This window comes from Neobacillus rhizosphaerae, assembly GCF_937468385.1.
GTDB lineage: Bacteria > Bacillota > Bacilli > Bacillales > Cytobacillaceae > Neobacillus > Neobacillus rhizosphaerae.
This window is the reverse complement of record NZ_CALBWS010000040.1, coordinates 1-16,443: the sequence shown is the minus strand read 5'-3', so window position 1 is coordinate 16,443 and position 16,443 is coordinate 1. Positions and strand designations below refer to the sequence as shown.

Genomic DNA, 16,443 nt, shown 5'->3' with positions numbered 1-16,443 from the left:
CCAAATTAAAAAATAATTGCTATGAATATTGAACGTTGGAACCTCAGGACTACTTTGTAAAGCTTCCTTTGTTCACCTTGAGCATAACGCTTGAACTACAAAAAACTACAATAACTAACAAAATCAACTAGAAACTTAATAAATTTGTCATTTTTTTAATTACAAATGGCTGCAAAACATATACGATAAAATAGAGAAATAGAATTTAAGGTATCTGTACTGGAAGTGATTCTGTGCGCGAAAAATTAGTAGCCTATTTAATGTTATTCATCGTGGTCCCAATAGCTGGTGAGTTGAAGTTTTATCCGACTGAGGGCGATATTAGGGTTAGTTTGGGAACACCAGTTTTTTTCTTTTTTTTATTATTCTCTCGAAAAATTCATCCTATTCTCTCTGGACTATTGGCGGGAGTTGCAGTGGTTCTCTTTCGTATTTTCTTGTATGGAATCCAAATCGACTCCTTTCAGTTTCATGACGCCTTTTATTTATATTTTCCTGTCTTTTTTTATTACTTGATTTTCGCCATACTTTTTCACCTTTTCAAAGTAAATAGTTGGCATGAAAAACCATTTTTCATTGGCTTGTTCGGTGCCGTAATCGAGATCATTGCTAGTATAGCCGAAATAATCTGCCGCTATTTTACTGCGCATATGCCAATAACCGTCCATACCTTCGTGCTTATTGGCGGAATTGCAATTATCCGCAGCTTCTTCGTCCTCGGCTTTTTTAATATTCTTATCTTAAGAGAAACAAGATTAGCAGAAGAACAGCAGCGAAAGCGAAACGAGCAAATTTTATTATTAATTTCAAATTTATATGTAGAGATGATTCAATTGAAGAAGTCAACCAAGAACGCGGAGGAATTAACAAGTGCCTGTTATGGCCTTTATCGGGACTTAAAGGGCTTGGAAAACCATCATCAAGCTCAAGCTGCTCTAAAAATCGCCGGCCAAATGCATGAAATTAAAAAGGATAATCAGCGCATCTATGCAGGATTATCGAAATTAATGGTCAAAGAAAACCTAAGTGACAATATGGACTTAAAAGAAATTATTGAGGTAATCATTACGTCCAATAAACGATATGGGGAAATGCTCGAAAAATCCATTGATTACCAGGTAGAGATTTTGGGAGAACACCCCTATTATCGGACGGTTATCCTTTTTTCACTTGTTAACAATCTAGTATCTAATGCTGTCGAGGCAATCAATGAAAAAGGCCAGATTGAGTTAGCTGTAAGCAGAGTGGATGGCATGGTCCATATCATGGTAAGTGATAATGGCCCGGGAATATCTGAGAAAAATAAACCCTTCATTTTTGAACCAGGCTTTACCACTAAGTTTGACCAAACGGGGATAGCCTCAAATGGAATTGGTTTATCTTACATTAAGAATGTGATTGAAAATATCGGCGGAGAGCTCCAACTTTTAGATGCAGATGAGAGAAACAGAACCAGCTTTGAAATTCGCCTTCCGGTCGCAAGCTTAATAGAAAGAGGATGATAGCTTTGAAATTTTTTATTGTTGATGATTCTACTACTATTAGGGCGATGCTTTCTAATATTATCGAGGAAGAAGATTTGGGGACTGTCGCCGGGGAGGCGGAGGATGGCTCTGAAATATACGCTGATATTCTCGCTGAACAAGAAATTGATATCTTGATGATTGACTTGTTAATGCCGAATCGTGATGGAATTGAAACGATTAGAGAAATCGCTCCTTTCTTCCACGGAAAAATCATCATGATCTCCCAGGTTGAAACAAAGGATATGATTGGTGAAGCCTATTCACTAGGAGTAGACCACTATATAACAAAACCGATTAACCGGCTTGAGGTCGTCAACATCCTAAAAAAGGTATCCCATCAGCTGCAGCTAGAAAAATCGCTTATTGACATTCAAAAATCTTTAAGTCATTTAACTAACCACACACAAAAGAGAAACCCTGAAATCCATTTTCAGTCCACTCAAAATCCAATTATTCAATCTGGAAAGAACATTCTGTGTGAGCTTGGTATTATTGGAGAGAGCGGTATTAAGGATCTGCTTGATATTTTAGCGATTTTTTCACAACTAGAAAAAGACGGGGTGCGTGAAACCCCGTCGCTAAAGGATTTATATGAAAAAATAATTAAAAAACGTTTCGGACCGTCCATCTCGCCTCAGGAGGTAAGAAAAGAAATGAAAGCGGGCGAGCAGCGAATTCGCCGTACTATCCATCAAGCATTGGAGCATATTGCTTCACTTGGACTTACCGATTACACCAATCCCAAGTTTGAAAACTATTCATCCAGTTTCTTTGACTATACGCAAGTTCGAATGAAAATGCTTGAACTGGAAGGCAAGGCACAAGATGAAAACAGTCATTCTCGGATTAACATTAAAAAATTCATTCAAGCTCTTTATTGGGAAGCCAAAGGGTAACAGAGCTTTTAACTTAAGAAAAGCGCTGGAGCTAGACGGTTTTAGAAGTAAAAGTATACCTTTTTTCATAATATCAGAATTTATATCATTAGAATTTGAGAATTGTCCAGCTCCAGCGCCCAGCGGCTAGTGTACTTCGCGCTTCTCCCTACGATAAGTCAACATCGGTTCGCTACGCTCACCGTGTTTCCTTTAGCTAATCAGAATTTATTTCCTAAATTCTGAACGCATAAATTCAACTACGCCTCTGTCTTCGCCTAACGGCTTGCCAGTCGGCGAGTTTACATTTATCTCAGTCGAAGCGCTCCAGTCCATACGCCGCTAAACGGGCGCTTGCGCTTTTCTTATTAGAAAATAGCCCGCTCCTACTGGAACGGGCTTTTCTTAGCTATATCTTTGTCCCGACTCCCAGTCCGTCGGCCGGTCATTGGGACGAATGTCCGCAAGCGGCACAAACACTTCTAAATGTCGATACAGGTTTTCAAACTCTGCTGGTAATAAGCCGCCGAATTCACCATCTAAATTCAGCTGCACCTTTTCATCTGAATAAACCTTAATCCGGTTTGCCTGCGTGTAAATCAAATTCGGATCATTCACGTGTTCACCACGAACTGCTAACGAAGCAATTCGGATAAACTCTGCCAGATTTACCTTTTTCAAAATTAAAAGTGAAAACAATCCATCGTTTATCGAGGCATCCGGTGCCAGCCTTTCAAATCCGCCTATCGAATTGGTCAAGCCAACAAGAAACATCATTGCTTCCCCTTCAAATAGCTTTCCATCATACTCGATTCGAAGATGGGATGCTTTAATGGAAGGTAGCATTTCCATCCCTTTTAGATAGTAGGCAAGCTGGCCGAGCATTGTTTTTAATTTGCTTGGCACTTCGTATGTAAGCTCGGTCATTCTACCGCCGCCTGCAATATTAATAAAGTATTTGTCATTAATGCTGCCAATATCAACAGGGATCATTTCCCCTTTAGTGATAATCTCCACTGCACTGCTGACATCCCTAGGTATGTGTAGGGCACGGGCAAAATCATTCGTCGTGCCAGTTGGAATGATTCCCAACTTTGGTCGATACTCTTGATTAGCGAGGCCGTTCACCACTTCATGAATGGTTCCGTCGCCGCCTGCAGCAATGACCACATCATACTTGCGCTTAACAGCAATTCGTGCAGCATTCGTCGCGTCACCGGCACCCGTTGTCGCGTGGCAGGAAGCTTCATAACCGGCTGCCTCTAATTTTTGAAGGATTTCCGGAAGATGACGCTTAATCATTTCACGTCCTGAAGTAGGATTGTAAATCAGTCTTGCTCTTTTCATCATTCATCATCCTATTTTTGAAGTAAAAATCGGTATTTGTATAGTCTATCCAATCAATTCTATATTCTACCAATTATCATCCTTGCTTACAAACTTATTGCAAGCCAAAGTCCATAACCTATCATAACCTTTTTTTACTTTTTTGCAAAAATAAGATGTGATTGTTATTCATTCGTCTGGAGACTGACCAAATAAGCATTGGCGATGTTAATATGGTATTTGCCTTCGCCAGATTGATAAATCGCATTTTTCGGCAGCGAATGATCGGGATTTTCAGAATTGGGTTTCTCCGACAACTTCCACTCGCCATCCTTCCCCCTTACCTCCTGGGCATTCACCGCAGCTACCTTTAAATGGCTGTTTGCAACAACATCAACCACAACCGAGGAGATATTTTCAATATTCCAATCATTCGCGAGCATCCGCGGCTTTAGAATAAGGGAGTTATCATTGCCAATTACTTCAAGTTTCACATCTTTCGGAACCAAAATCGTTGCTGCAACAATCCCTTGTGAATCAAATGGCCCAATCTCATTCGGCAACGTCTTTACATTTAAATAAAGCGTGTCGCCCTTTTGTTTGGCCACAATGATATCATCTGCGCTTTGGAGTAGCTTCGTTTTTTTCGCCGTTTGTACCCGATAAGTACCGAACATCGAAACCTCTTTCTCCTCTGTTGCCTCAATTGTCATGTCATAGCCTACCGTCCTGACAACCACCCGCTTGATGCTATCATCCATTTTGTGCGAAAATGCAGGCAGCTCAAACGACCGCTCCTCCCTCGCCATGACATTTTCCACCTTGCCCATAAGCCCTGTTGTGCTTAAAAATGCAAACGCAATACCGGCAGTACCGAGCAATCCAACAAAAAAGATACTGAGAAAGTCATATTTTAATACCGGCTTTTCCTTTCGAGACAAAAATAAATAGAGCAGAATCTCAATACCAAGGACGACTAATAATACCGGCCACCACGACGTCATCACTTGAACAAGATTTAATCCAAGAAATTTTGAGAAAAAAAGGAGGAGGCCAAGGAAAACGAGCGACGCCCCCATCGAAAACGTTCCAACACGCCAAGTTCTCATATTTCTTCTCCCCCCTTACTTTTTCTAAAAAGGAACCCAATTCCCGCTCCGAGTAAGGCCAGTCCTGCTATTGCTTTTCCCCACTTACTCATGATTCTCCGCCTCCTTCTTTTGTTTGCTTCCAGTTAAAAGCTTAATCCCGCCGCCGATTAACAGCACACAGACGAGAACAGTTTGGAGGTACCCTTGGATCCAATACATAATGTCGATATTAATTAACCGATTTATTATCGGTGAGAGGGCCTTAAGCAGTACGTTCATCACTAAATAGTAGAGACCCATCAAAATCAAACCAATGCCGACCCATTTTTGATGATTAAGGAAATAGGCGATAATCGGTACATCTTCAACCTTTTCTTCCCCATATCTTGAAACCTTTTGCATTCCGTCAAAAAAGCTGTAAAACCAGATAATCGGGATTAAAAACAAGAAGATACCAAGCCGTAACACATCTAATATATACACCGAAAACAAGAACGCTGCCATTAGCTGAATCCCACGTCGTTGCAAACCAAGATAAAGGTGACCTGCACCTGGAAAAATCGAAAGGAAGGTGGCAATTGCCTTACTTTTCTTACCGTCTTCCCGCCGTAATTCAAAATCCTCATAAATCGTTCGGTCAATTAACTCCTCACCGCGTTGCTTTTTATTCACTTGTTGTACTGCGTCAAAAAAGCCGTATACCCAGATAATCGGCAAGGCCGCCAAAAAGACAAGAAATTCGCCGCGACTGGATATGGCAGTAATAAAAATGACCATGGCACCTAGACCAAAAAAGGTTGCCAATAACGTTAAGCCTCTATTCATTAAGCCAAGTTGGAAATGACCTAGGCCCGGAATAAATGATAGGACAATCGTATAAAACCGTTCTGAATCCTGATCTGCCTTGGAATTCAGGTAGTCCGGATGTGCTGCTGTAAGTGCCTTCTTTTGTTTTGAAATCTGAACGCCCATATCAATGAAACTAATCAAATAGATGACGATACCGGCCATAAAGGCTAGGACAGTCACTTCCCCATTTTGAGTAAATAATGAAATAACGGTAACAAAAGCTAGGCCAACAATCGATAGTAAGTACATCACCCCACGAAACATGGTACCGAAATAAATATGGCCCAGGCCTGGAAATAGGGATAAAGTTAAAGCCTTGGTTGGACTTTTCATTTCTTATCTGCCTCCTTTTTTTCAAGTGAATCCATCCACGCGAACGTTTTATTGATAACGCCTTCTGTCATCGAAGGCTTCTTTTCCTGAACTTGCGGACTTTCTAATGAATTTGCATATATAGCAATTGATTTAAAGGCTCCTGAGAAGGTCAATAGAATGGTTGCAACCGCCGCTAGCAGATAGTGAAATACCGCCTGCTGATAAAAAGGCTTTTTCTGGTTTGCTTTTCCAATTGGCTTTGACTGTTCCCCAGCCGTTTCTTTCGATACAACTTCCAATTTCGGGCTCATTTGTGTTTCCACATGTTCCAATGAAACCTTTTGCTTAGCGACCTCCGCCATCACAAAATCCGTAAATCCACTCTCATTTGTAAGAATCGGAAGCGATGATTCATTCTCTGCCATCGCTTGTAAATATTGATCAAGACATTGGTCGCACGTATACAAGTGACTTTCAAGTTTCTCACGGTCCTGGTCATTCAGTTCATTTTTTACGTATTGGAGCCAATCATCGTACAGGTAATGCTTCATGAAAAATCGTCCTCCTTCCAATTCTTTTTCATCCAATGGCGAGCCCGGTATAGTTTCGTTTCAATTGTTTTCACCTGAACATTCTGTTCCTCGGCCATTTGTTGATAGCTTTTTTCCGCTATATAAAAGCCGTAGATCACTTCGCGGTAATTCTCAGGTACTTCATTAAGCTTCTTCCTAACAAGGCTACGTCGATCCAGCTCAATGATTTCCCTTTCAACACTGTCCCTCGGTGTCCCTAGAGCCTGCTGTTCGAGGATATCGACGACTTCCTCTCTTCTTCTAGCCTGTTTCCGCTTTACATCTATCGCATGATTAACAGCAATTCGCGTCATCCACGTTTTAAATCCCTGATTCCCATATTGGGGGAGAGAGGTGTAAATCTTTATAAACACTTCTTGGGCGGCATCTTCTGCTTCCTTTTGATTGCGAAGGACGGCAAAGACGGTCCGGAACACGTCATTGCGGTACTTCTCAACCAAAAGGCGAAAGGCATGATCATTGCCATCCAGCACTTTTTCTATTAAAGCTGTGTCGCTAATTGTTCTCTCCCCCTTTCTCTCTAGTCAGTCACATTAATAGACGAAACGTTTTTTAAAAAACCCTACACTATTTTTAAAAAATTTATTTGTATTTTTTCATCATACCATTCTTCAATATATGGAAGGAAAATCACTAAAAAACGTGCGAAGAAATCGCACGTTCGAAAAGGTTATTCTACTACTCTCAAAATACAAACATTACATTCATGAGGAATCACGTATCGTTCTTCATCTGGCAATAAATCCACTAATTCTGCCAGCGCCTGGTTCTGGACCGTTTCCTCTAAATCTGCTAGCCACGAGATGGACTCCACTCGTTGAATCCATTCTTCCTTCGTAAAACTAACAGTATAATTCAGCTTATAAAAATCACGTAGTTCAAAGCCGTTCTTCTGCCACTCAGCAAACCATTCAACAGGAAAACCATTAATACGCTGCTTGGATTCTGCCTTCGAGCCAGCAGGTTTTAAGCCGCCTGCCACATATTTAGCTAGAACCTCGAAAGTTTTTTCGACCGCAGCCATGTCTGAGAGAAATCCAGAATCGATGACGATCAATGTTCCCCCTCGTTTCAAAATCCTCTTTACTTCCAGCATGGCTTTCTCACGATCGAACCAATGCCACGCTCGCATGACCGTTACAACATCATACTGGGAATCCCCTAGCCCAGTAGCTTCAGCTGTACCATGTAAAAACGGAATCGTAAAATTCTTTGTTTGATTAAAAGCTTTTGCCTGTTCTAGTAAAGCTAGTGATGGATCGACTCCAACAAGATCCGCTTTTCTCATCGCGATTTTCCTCGTTAACCCACCCGTTCCCGCACCAATATCTGCAACTTTTTTTCCTGCAAAAAAAATATTTCTTAGCAGCAGACTATCCATTAACGTGACGGGAATATCTTCTCTTGAACGAGCATAGCTATTAGCAACTTGGCCAAAATCAGTTTGTCTCATGTAAGAGGCTCCCTTTGTTTCCGTATAGTAATAATTTAACAAAATAATACCATTTCAATATGATAGAATGCTAGTAGATTAGGAAAATTATTGTCACATAGGAGTGTTGTCATGTTCTGGTTATTGCTTCTTGCTTCCTACTTAATTGGAAGCATACCCACCGCGCTAATTGTGGGCAAGCTGTTCTTCGGTGTCGATATCCGTGACCACGGTAGCAAAAATCCTGGCGCTACCAACACACTGAGAGTGCTTGGAAAAAAGTCAGCCATCCTTGTACTACTCATCGATCTCGCCAAAGGTGCCGTGGCAGCGTACCTGCCAATCTACTTTAACTTGGATGTTGACCCCATTTACTTTGGACTAGTCGCTGTAGTGGGTCATTGCTTTCCCATTTTTGCAGGATTTCGCGGTGGAAAAGCGATTGCAACAACCGCAGGTGCACTACTGATAGCCAACTTCCCGTTATTAGTAGTCTCTTATACTACCTTCTTTTTAGTGATTTTTTTAACGAAATATGTGTTTTTTGGGTCCATCTCGGTTGGCCTTACTATGCTCATCTATGCTCTCATTTCCACAAAACTAGAATTAGAACTTATCTTTTTATTATTCTCGTTACTCTTAATTTATCTCCATCGCTCCAACATCCGTAATCTTATTCTTGGCATTGAACCAAAAATCAATGATAAAACATTGATTAACGACCGAATCCCTCCGAAGAACAGTGGATTCTAAGAAAAGCGGATGCTCCGGGTATCGAAGCTTGTTCTTATCGAGCTAGACAATTCTCAAAGTCAAAATATTATAATTGATGAAAAGAAAGATCCCCAGTAGAAATTTCTACAGGGGATCTTTTTTACTTTCATAATCATGAATGTAAGCTGAGTGACGTCTGATTCCACTTTTTAGATTTATTACCTAAATATAAAATAAAAAGTAAATAGATAAAACCAAATATTACAAGAGAAGTGGTTACGGAAAAACCGGCTCCTTTATTTTAATAATGTATTCATAATACTATTGGAAACAGTTTTCCAAATGGCCGCATCGTTTTGGTAGGAAGTAACCAGCTCTTTATAAATCGCCATTTGCTTCTCCTGGAAATCCTCAGCATCCTTATCCGGCAACTCCGCACGCCTTTCCATCACAAGAGCCTGCACTTCAGGTGCTCTTGGTCCCCAAACTCCCACTTCATTACCTTCTTGATCGATAAAAATATAAATAGGAATCGCTCGTGACGTGCCATTGGTTAAGTATTGGTCCATCAACTCGAGATTTTGGTCACGGAGGACAAAACGCAGTTCTATAGCCGCTGCTTCGGCAATCCTCATCAAAATCGGATTATTAAGCAACGCATCCCCACACCAATCCTCTGTTAGTACAATAGCACGTAGCTTTTGTGCTCTTAATGACTCCAGTCGGCTTTTATCCTCGGAAGTTAACGCAAAACGCTCATAAATGGAAATCATTTCTTCTTTATTTCGCGTCATCGAGTCGACGTACTCCCCCCACATCATTCCTTTTTCAAACCAGCTATTTAAGTCCATCTTTCAAAAGCACCCCTTTCATTTTGTTCTATGTTAATCGTTTCATCCCCATCTGACAATTGTAACGATTTAGTTCCCTTCAAATATCTTTTGACATTGTCGATAATTTAATCACCGTTTTCCAATTACGAACCGTTGCCGGAACGCCTAACTTCGGAAGCTGAGTCGCGAGCTTCGAATCGCGGATGCTTTGACGAAAAAAGAAATAAACTTCCTTCCCGATTATGCTGCATTCATCCTGATCACTAGGAAAGTTCAACAGATAATTGATTCCTTCCGGTGACGGTTCATCAGCCAAAAAGGCAATTTGGACACTTTCACCTTCATTTAACAAGTCTGTTGAGTATGGGCAATTTTTTATTATCTGTTCGAATTCCTCAGCTGTTCTCAAGATAACAGGTACCGGAAAACCAAACGTCTTGTTTATTTCATCTTCCATTCGTTGGCTAAGATGTTTAGCATCCTCTTCTGATTCAAACAAAACATTCCCACTTTGAATATATGTTTTTACCTTTTGTAAGCCCATTGTTTCCAATAAGCTTTTCAAGTCTGCCATTTTTATTTTATGATGCCCACCAACATTGATCCCCCGTAACAATGTAATATAAATAGTCATTCATCTACCTCGCTTTTTTTCGGAATCCTCTCTCTAAATCTTACCATTTATTGGTCAAAATAAACTACAAACTAATCTTAATTCTTTAACATGAACAGTCTACCATCGACCAGTTTCTAGTTATTTCGAAACTAATCAATCGTTTGATTAGAACAGAGCATTCCCATATTCAATAAAGGTTTTTATACCGAAATAGCAAAAAAGATTGTCGTTGATTGCAATAAAAATAAATTAACAAGGTCCATTAATAAGAAGGAATATCTTAATGATTTGAAGAAAATAGAACCAATAACCTTGAATGGAGGAATATCATGATTCCACAAAAAGTAACTTTGCTTACATTAGGTGCATTCGATTTACCGGTTCTTCGGAAATTTTATCAATCTTTAGGTTGGGAAGAGACTGAAATGAGCTCTGATCAATACGCTGTCTTTAAAACCGCAGGTGTTTTGCTTTCATTATTTCCGATTGAAGAGTTAGCTAAGGATGCCGGTATTGAACTAACAACATCCCCTGATACCTATCGCCCAGTCACCTTTGCCATTAACGTTGATCAACCAGAACAGGTTGACACAACTATTGAAGAAATTCGAGATGCTGGTGGGAAAATATTGAGAGAGCCTAGTGATGCCTTTTGGGGCGGACGCACTGCCTATTTTGCCGACCCTGAAAACAACCTTTGGGAAGTGGCGTGGAATCCAGCGTCTATTTTTGATGAGCGCGGGGCAATGATATCTTTTTAAAAAACAACGCTAGGATGATCGATCCTAGCGTTTTCTGTTCCAATCTTCAGCCAACATTCCATAAACGATATGGTCAACATAATGATCATATAACCATTCGACTTGTCTAATGCAGCCTTCATTTACAAAGCCCAATCTTTCGGGAATACCTCTGCTTTTTCTATTCACTGCGGCCGCTCTTATTTCTACCCGGTTTAATTTCAACTCGCTAATAGCGTAGTCCGTCAAAGCACGGGCTGTTTTCGTCATTATTCCATTACCTTGGTATTCAGCAGCAAGCCAATAACCAATAGTCGCAGTCTTGTTCGACCAGTTGGTAACGTTGAAGCCAGCCGTTCCGACAATTTCCCCTTTGTAAAGAATAACCCAATTCATACTCTTATTCTCGGCATGACCTTGTAAACACATTTGAATAAAACCTATTGTATCGTCAACCTTGGTTGTCGTATCCAGCCATGGGAGCCATTCTCGTAAGTGTCCTCTACTTTGATCTGTTAGCTCAAATATTCTTTCAGCATCCTTTAACTCTATTAACTTTAAAGAAACCTCATCATCAATCCTATGGATAAACATCATACTCACCCTCTTCGCAATTGTCTTATTCTGTATGTTATCACATATTTTCATAAAATAAGGAAAATTATCAAAAAGGTAAAGATCAATAAATATTCTACCCCTTCCGTGATTTCTACAAAACTATTTTTCAACAAGTTTTTTAATAGATTTATTCTGAAAAGCCCATGATATCAAAGCCTGTTACATCTTTAATCAAACGATTAATTAGTATCGAAAAAACTAATCAAACGTTTGATTAAAATGGCATTAATGTTTATAAATAAAGGCTTTCCCTTCAAATCCCCCAAAAATTATGTCGACAACTGAAGCTATCTTTTTTCATAGGAATGAAAAATATGGTGAGAATTGTCTATTCTCCGGAACAAATACACACTTCGACAAGTTATCCTATGTTTCCTGATTAACCAAACGTTTGATTAGATGTAGGATATACTCTTGAAGCAAAAGGACTTTTTCCCGGGAAATGGTGAAAAGATTGTCGAAGATTGATTCGACTTTTTCTGGACAAAAATAGCCGGCAGAGAAAATTCTGCCAGCTGTCGGTTAACGCTTTTGCAATTCCTGTTGCAACAATTGATTGACCATTTGTGGATTGGCCTGACCCTTTGTCGCCTTCATCAATTGACCAACAAGGAAGCCAACTGCTTTATTTTTACCATTTTTAAAGTCTTCAATTGATTGCGGATTGGCATCAAGAACCTCAGCAATTATCTTGAGGAGCGTTCCTTCATCAGAAATTTGCACAAGACCTTTATCCTTTACGATTTGTTCAGCGTTGCCACCATTTTCAATTAACTCTTTAAAAACCGTCTTAGCGATCTTCGAGGAAATCGTTCCGTTTTCAATCAACTTAATCATGCCTGCAAGTCCCTCAGGTGTTAATGCCACTTGATCAAGTTCTTTTTGCTCAGCATTCAAATAAGCGGAAACATCACCCATGATCCAGTTAGAAGCCAACTTTGCATCTGCACCACCAGTTACGGTCGACTCAAAGAAATCAGCCATTTCCTTTGTAATGGTCAACACCTTTGCATCATAAACGGGTAATCCAAGTTCTTCTACATAACGCTTTTGGCGCTGGTCTGGTAACTCTGGGATTTCAGTACGAATCCGCTCTTTCCAGTCCTCATCAATGAATAAATCAAGTAAGTCTGGCTCAGGGAAGTAACGATAATCATCCGAACCTTCTTTGACACGCATAAGTAGTGTAGCACCCGTTGCTTCATCAAAACGGCGTGTTTCCTGATCAATTTCCCCACCTGAAGATACCACTTCACGTTGACGCTTTTCTTCGTACTCAAGGCCTTTGCGAACAAAATTGAACGAGTTCAAGTTTTTCAATTCCGTCTTCGTTCCGAATTCCTCTTGTCCGACAGGACGAATTGAGATATTGGCATCACAGCGAAGCGAGCCTTCTTCCATCTTACAATCAGAAACGCCTGTGTATTGAATAATGGACTTTAATTTTTCAAGATAGGCATAGGCCTCATCAGGTGTACGAATATCCGGTTCAGACACGATTTCCACTAGTGGAGTACCTTGGCGGTTATAATCTACTAAAGAATAACCTTTGCCATGGTTCAGTTTTCCAGCATCCTCTTCCAGATGAATTCTCGTAATTCCAATTCGTTTTGTATAACCATTAACCTCAATCTCTATCCAGCCATGCTCGCCAATCGGCTTGTCAAATTGCGAGATCTGATAGGCCTTCGGATTATCTGGGTAAAAATAGTTTTTACGGTCAAATTTCGTGTGCGTCGCAACTTCACAATTTAACGCCATCGCCGCTTTCATCCCGAACTCAACGGCTTTTTTATTAAGAACAGGTAATACACCCGGATAGCCAAGGTCGATCACACTTGTATTCGTATTTGGTTCAGCGCCAAAATGGTTTGGGCTAGCTGAGAAGATTTTTGACTCTGTTTTTAACTCAACATGGACTTCAAGTCCGATCACTGTTTCAAATTCCATCGTTTTCACCCCCTACAATTCTGGCTTCTGTTTATGAAAGTCTGTTGCCTGCTCAAAAGCATGGGCAACGCGATAAATAGTTGCTTCATCAAAATACTTGCCGATGATTTGTAAGCCCAATGGCAGACCAGCGTCAAAGCCGCATGGAACAGAGATTCCCGGTAAGCCTGCTAGATTCAAAGGAATCGTTAAAATATCATTCGCGTACATGGTTAACGGATCCTCGATATTTTCGCCAATTTTAAAAGCCGATGTAGGCGTTGTTGGCCCGACAATCACATCATATTTGGCAAACACATCTTCAAAGTCCTTCTTAATCAATGTCCGAACCTGCTGTGCCTTTTTATAATATGCATCATAGTAGCCTGAACTTAGCGCAAACGTTCCGAGCATAATCCGGCGTTTCACTTCATCGCCAAAGCCTTCTGCTCGTGTCTTTTTATATAAATCGATTAAACTTTCAGCATCTGGGGTGCGATAACCATAACGGACCCCATCAAAACGGGCGAGGTTTGCTGATGCTTCTGATGAAGATAGTAAATAATAGGCGGCAAGAGCATACTTCGAATGCGGCAGTGATACCTCTTCCCAAACAGCTCCAAGATCCTCAAGAACCTTTAACGCTGCTAGCACAGATTGACGAACCGTTTCGTTGACACCCTCACTTAGATACTCTTTTGGTACGGCTATTTTAAGATCCTTCACATCACCTGTTAAGGCGCTAGCAAAGTTTGGAATGTCTACATTTGCTGATGTTGAGTCCATTGGGTCAAGCCCAGATATAGCTTGAAGTAAGTAGGCGTTGTCCTCAACCGTTCTAGTAATTGGCCCAATCTGATCAAGTGAGGAAGCAAAGGCGACAAGACCGAAGCGGGAAACACGTCCATAGGTTGGCTTTAATCCGACGACACCACAAAAAGCAGCAGGCTGGCGAATGGAACCGCCTGTATCAGAACCAAGCGAGAATAATACTTCTCCTGCAGCAACTGATGCTGCTGAACCCCCTGAGGATCCACCTGGTACCCTGTCAAGATTCCAGGGATTCTTGGTCTTTTTATAAGCCGAATTTTCGTTAGAGGAACCCATGGCAAACTCGTCCATGTTTAGCTTGCCTATCGTCACAGTTTCCGCTTGTTGTAGCTTTTGAACAACGGTTGCGTCATAAATTGGATCAAAGTTTTCGAGAATCTTACTTGCACAGGTTGTTCGTAAGCCTTTTGTAACGATATTGTCCTTAACGCCAATCGGCATACCAAAAAGCAAGCCTTTTGCGGCGTCAGTGTTGAGCTTCTCATCAAGTGATTTCGCTGATTGTCGTGCTCGTTCTTCATCAAAGGTTAAAAAGGCTTGGACTTTATCCTCAACCTGACCAATTCTCTTAAACGATTCATCAACAAGGTCAGTAACTGTTAGTTCTTTTTTATGTAAAAGCTCATGAATATCTGAAACTTTATAATCAAATAGACTCACCTTTTCAATCCTCCTTCCCCATGATCGATGGGACTTTAATCTGCCCATCCTGATGATCTGGTGCATTTTTCAGTACCTCTTCACGCGGTAACCCTTGTTGTGGAATATCTTCACGCAATACATTTTTCATATCAAGGACATGGTTTGTCGGCTCCACATTTTCTGTATCCAGTTCATTTAACTGTTCTGCAAAGGTAATAATAGCGTCAAGCTGTTTTGTGAACATTTCCGCTTCTTCTTCAGTGATTGCCAGGCGAGCCAAGTTTGCAACATGTTTCACCTGCACATTTGAAATTCGTGACATCTATGTTGACCTCCAATCCCAATGTTATTTTAATATTGATGATACCAAACTTTTCCGCGTTACCGCAATGATTGCTTTAACAGTATTAACAAGAGAGCGGTCTCTTGATCGTTTTTTTTGAAAAATAAATCTATTTTTCTGTTATTGACTTCTCCCCATGGATAAATCCAGAGGATTCTTTTTTAAACCTTCATCAAAGCCGCCTGTTAGTCGGGGCTTCCAGGTCTTACTGCTTCTCCAGTTCATTACGACATGAGTGAAAAACACATACCGCAGCCCAATCATAGGCACTGCGCCACTGCCCTTTTAGCCCCATTGTGCGAGACAATGGGGGTTAAAAGGACTCGGCGATACTTTGTATCTTCTATTTTAGGTAGTTCTCGATTTTTCTTGAATTGTTTATTGATAGACTTGTCCAAAATATTCACGGCACCCACTAGATCCCGATGTCCTTTCGCAACACACGGACAGTGGAAGTTTCGATTCCATTGTTTACTGAATTCTCCGCATGAAGGGCACGTACCGGAAGTATAGGACTCTTCCACAAGTTGGACTTTGACGCCTCGAAGTTTCAATTTGTATGTTATTTTTTCAATCAATTGCCCAAAACTCCAATTGGACAATTGCTGCCGAATTTCTTTTCTTGTTTTCTTTTTCTTCTTCGTATTCTTTTGAACGCCATCCGGTGTTCCGATATAGAGTGCTTTAATGTGGTTTTCCACACACTAATCGGTGACCATTTTCGAAATCGTATGCAATAGGTACTCGATTCTCCGTTCCAGTTTTTCTAAAAAACGGCGTTTACGCAAAATGAGTTTTTGCCTTTTGTTCGAACCTGGCTTTTTCCGGCCAATGAGCTTCTGAAGCTCTTTTAACTTTTTGTTTCTGTAGCGCTGTAACGAGCGAAGTTCTCTTCCTGTGACAATGAAGTGATTTTTTCCGTTACTTAAAACAGCCGCATGTATGAGCCCTAAATCACAGCCAGCTTCCTTATTACCTTGTACTTGCTTTTGTTTTGGTACTTCCACTGCTATATGCATCCAGTATTGATCTTTGTGCCAAACGATTTCGGCACTTTTTATTGTATGGAAATCAATGTGCTTTGGTTGAGGGATCACTAAGGGGGATTGTTGTTTTCCATTGCTAAACAGCAGCTTTTTATCCTTGCATTTAATAGCTGCTTTTTTATAT

Annotated in this window: 18 protein-coding genes; 4 read left to right on the top strand and 14 right to left on the bottom strand. The window is 40.6% G+C overall.

Features of this window, described 5'->3' with window-relative positions:
- Positions 1-233 precede the first annotated feature (233 nt).
- Both M5A78_RS21915 and M5A78_RS21910 read left to right on the top strand, forming a co-directional pair.
- On the top strand, positions 234-1,502 hold the full coding sequence (locus tag M5A78_RS21915) for a sensor histidine kinase (protein WP_248737409.1): 1,269 nt from the start codon (positions 234-236) through the stop codon (positions 1,500-1,502).
- Positions 1,503-1,507: 5 nt separating this feature from the next.
- Positions 1,508-2,422: a response regulator gene (locus M5A78_RS21910; RefSeq protein ID WP_248737408.1), complete on the top strand. Its 915-nt coding sequence runs from the start codon at positions 1,508-1,510 to the stop codon at positions 2,420-2,422.
- Between the two features lie 384 nt (positions 2,423-2,806).
- On the opposite strand, the gene M5A78_RS21905 is transcribed toward M5A78_RS21910, so the two are convergent.
- From M5A78_RS21905 to M5A78_RS21880, 6 genes are all read right to left on the bottom strand, one after another.
- Positions 2,807-3,748, bottom strand: coding sequence for a diacylglycerol kinase (locus tag M5A78_RS21905; RefSeq protein ID WP_248737432.1), 942 nt, complete (start codon positions 3,746-3,748; stop codon positions 2,807-2,809).
- 164 nt (positions 3,749-3,912) lie between these two features.
- Positions 3,913-4,836: a hypothetical protein gene (locus M5A78_RS21900; protein ID WP_248737407.1), complete on the bottom strand. Its 924-nt coding sequence runs from the start codon at positions 4,834-4,836 to the stop codon at positions 3,913-3,915.
- An 84-nt stretch (positions 4,837-4,920) separates the two neighbouring features.
- Complete coding sequence (locus M5A78_RS21895; protein ID WP_248737406.1) at positions 4,921-6,000, bottom strand: hypothetical protein; 1,080 nt, start codon at positions 5,998-6,000, stop codon at positions 4,921-4,923.
- Positions 5,997-6,533, bottom strand: coding sequence for an anti-sigma factor family protein (locus M5A78_RS21890; protein WP_248737405.1), 537 nt, complete (start codon positions 6,531-6,533; stop codon positions 5,997-5,999). The genes M5A78_RS21895 and M5A78_RS21890 overlap by 4 nt, the downstream gene beginning before the upstream one ends.
- The gene (locus M5A78_RS21885) at positions 6,530-7,048 is read right to left on the bottom strand and encodes a sigma-70 family RNA polymerase sigma factor (protein ID WP_248737404.1); all 519 of its coding nucleotides are present in this window, start codon (positions 7,046-7,048) and stop codon (positions 6,530-6,532) included. Before M5A78_RS21885 ends, M5A78_RS21890 begins: the two co-directional genes overlap by 4 nt.
- A gap of 197 nt (positions 7,049-7,245) precedes the next feature.
- Positions 7,246-8,028, bottom strand: a complete 783-nt coding sequence (locus M5A78_RS21880) for a class I SAM-dependent methyltransferase (RefSeq protein ID WP_248737403.1) — start codon at positions 8,026-8,028, stop codon at positions 7,246-7,248.
- Between the two features lie 111 nt (positions 8,029-8,139).
- Between M5A78_RS21880 and plsY the strand changes: the two genes are divergently transcribed.
- Entirely contained in the window at positions 8,140-8,760 is a 621-nt protein-coding gene (gene plsY, locus M5A78_RS21875; protein WP_248737402.1) for a glycerol-3-phosphate 1-O-acyltransferase PlsY, read from the top strand.
- Between the two features lie 257 nt (positions 8,761-9,017).
- On the opposite strand, the gene M5A78_RS21870 is transcribed toward plsY, so the two are convergent.
- Together M5A78_RS21870 and M5A78_RS21865 are read right to left on the bottom strand one after the other, a co-directional pair.
- Positions 9,018-9,572 carry a thioredoxin family protein gene (locus tag M5A78_RS21870; protein WP_248737401.1) on the bottom strand — a complete coding sequence of 185 codons (555 nt, stop codon included), beginning with the start codon at positions 9,570-9,572 and terminating at the stop codon, positions 9,018-9,020.
- A 79-nt stretch (positions 9,573-9,651) separates the two neighbouring features.
- Entirely contained in the window at positions 9,652-10,188 is a 537-nt protein-coding gene (locus M5A78_RS21865; RefSeq protein ID WP_248737400.1) for a DUF1697 domain-containing protein, read from the bottom strand.
- Between the two features lie 311 nt (positions 10,189-10,499).
- Here M5A78_RS21865 and M5A78_RS21860 point away from each other — a divergent pair, with 311 nt between their 5' ends.
- The gene (locus tag M5A78_RS21860) at positions 10,500-10,931 is read left to right on the top strand and encodes a VOC family protein (protein ID WP_248737399.1); all 432 of its coding nucleotides are present in this window, start codon (positions 10,500-10,502) and stop codon (positions 10,929-10,931) included.
- 24 nt (positions 10,932-10,955) lie between these two features.
- On the opposite strand, the gene M5A78_RS21855 is transcribed toward M5A78_RS21860, so the two are convergent.
- The 6 genes from M5A78_RS21855 to M5A78_RS21830 form a co-directional block, all read right to left on the bottom strand.
- Complete coding sequence (locus M5A78_RS21855; RefSeq protein WP_248737431.1) at positions 10,956-11,504, bottom strand: GNAT family N-acetyltransferase; 549 nt, start codon at positions 11,502-11,504, stop codon at positions 10,956-10,958.
- A 546-nt stretch (positions 11,505-12,050) separates the two neighbouring features.
- Complete coding sequence (gatB, locus tag M5A78_RS21850; RefSeq protein ID WP_248737398.1) at positions 12,051-13,478, bottom strand: Asp-tRNA(Asn)/Glu-tRNA(Gln) amidotransferase subunit GatB; 1,428 nt, start codon at positions 13,476-13,478, stop codon at positions 12,051-12,053.
- A 12-nt stretch (positions 13,479-13,490) separates the two neighbouring features.
- Positions 13,491-14,948, bottom strand: a complete 1,458-nt coding sequence (gene gatA / locus M5A78_RS21845; protein ID WP_248737397.1) for an Asp-tRNA(Asn)/Glu-tRNA(Gln) amidotransferase subunit GatA — start codon at positions 14,946-14,948, stop codon at positions 13,491-13,493.
- Between the two features lie 4 nt (positions 14,949-14,952).
- Positions 14,953-15,252 (bottom strand): Asp-tRNA(Asn)/Glu-tRNA(Gln) amidotransferase subunit GatC, encoded by a 300-nt coding sequence (gene gatC, locus M5A78_RS21840; RefSeq protein WP_248737396.1) that lies wholly within the window; start codon positions 15,250-15,252, stop codon positions 14,953-14,955.
- A gap of 281 nt (positions 15,253-15,533) precedes the next feature.
- Positions 15,534-15,974 (bottom strand): transposase, encoded by a 441-nt coding sequence (locus M5A78_RS21835; protein ID WP_248737395.1) that lies wholly within the window; start codon positions 15,972-15,974, stop codon positions 15,534-15,536.
- A 3-nt stretch (positions 15,975-15,977) separates the two neighbouring features.
- Positions 15,978-16,443 (bottom strand): transposase (locus M5A78_RS21830; protein ID WP_248737394.1); only part of this gene is annotated, 466 nt, incomplete at its 5' end.

What these genes read in the sequence shown, in the direction of transcription:
- M5A78_RS21865 (WP_248737400.1), bottom strand. Translation starts at nt 10,188, where the DNA reads ATGACTATTTATATTACATTGTTACGGGGGATCAATGTTGGTGGGCAT.
- M5A78_RS21890 (WP_248737405.1), bottom strand. Translation starts at nt 6,533, where the DNA reads ATGAAGCATTACCTGTACGATGATTGGCTCCAATACGTAAAAAATGAA.
- plsY (WP_248737402.1), top strand. Translation starts at nt 8,140, where the DNA reads ATGTTCTGGTTATTGCTTCTTGCTTCCTACTTAATTGGAAGCATACCC.
- M5A78_RS21905 (WP_248737432.1), bottom strand. Translation starts at nt 3,748, where the DNA reads ATGAAAAGAGCAAGACTGATTTACAATCCTACTTCAGGACGTGAAATG.
- gatB (WP_248737398.1), bottom strand. Translation starts at nt 13,478, where the DNA reads ATGGAATTTGAAACAGTGATCGGACTTGAAGTCCATGTTGAGTTAAAA.
- M5A78_RS21880 (WP_248737403.1), bottom strand. Translation starts at nt 8,028, where the DNA reads ATGAGACAAACTGATTTTGGCCAAGTTGCTAATAGCTATGCTCGTTCA.
- M5A78_RS21860 (WP_248737399.1), top strand. Translation starts at nt 10,500, where the DNA reads ATGATTCCACAAAAAGTAACTTTGCTTACATTAGGTGCATTCGATTTA.
- M5A78_RS21900 (WP_248737407.1), bottom strand. Translation starts at nt 4,836, where the DNA reads ATGAGAACTTGGCGTGTTGGAACGTTTTCGATGGGGGCGTCGCTCGTT.
- M5A78_RS21855 (WP_248737431.1), bottom strand. Translation starts at nt 11,504, where the DNA reads ATGTTTATCCATAGGATTGATGATGAGGTTTCTTTAAAGTTAATAGAG.
- M5A78_RS21895 (WP_248737406.1), bottom strand. Translation starts at nt 6,000, where the DNA reads ATGAAAAGTCCAACCAAGGCTTTAACTTTATCCCTATTTCCAGGCCTG.
- gatC (WP_248737396.1), bottom strand. Translation starts at nt 15,252, where the DNA reads ATGTCACGAATTTCAAATGTGCAGGTGAAACATGTTGCAAACTTGGCT.
- M5A78_RS21870 (WP_248737401.1), bottom strand. Translation starts at nt 9,572, where the DNA reads ATGGACTTAAATAGCTGGTTTGAAAAAGGAATGATGTGGGGGGAGTAC.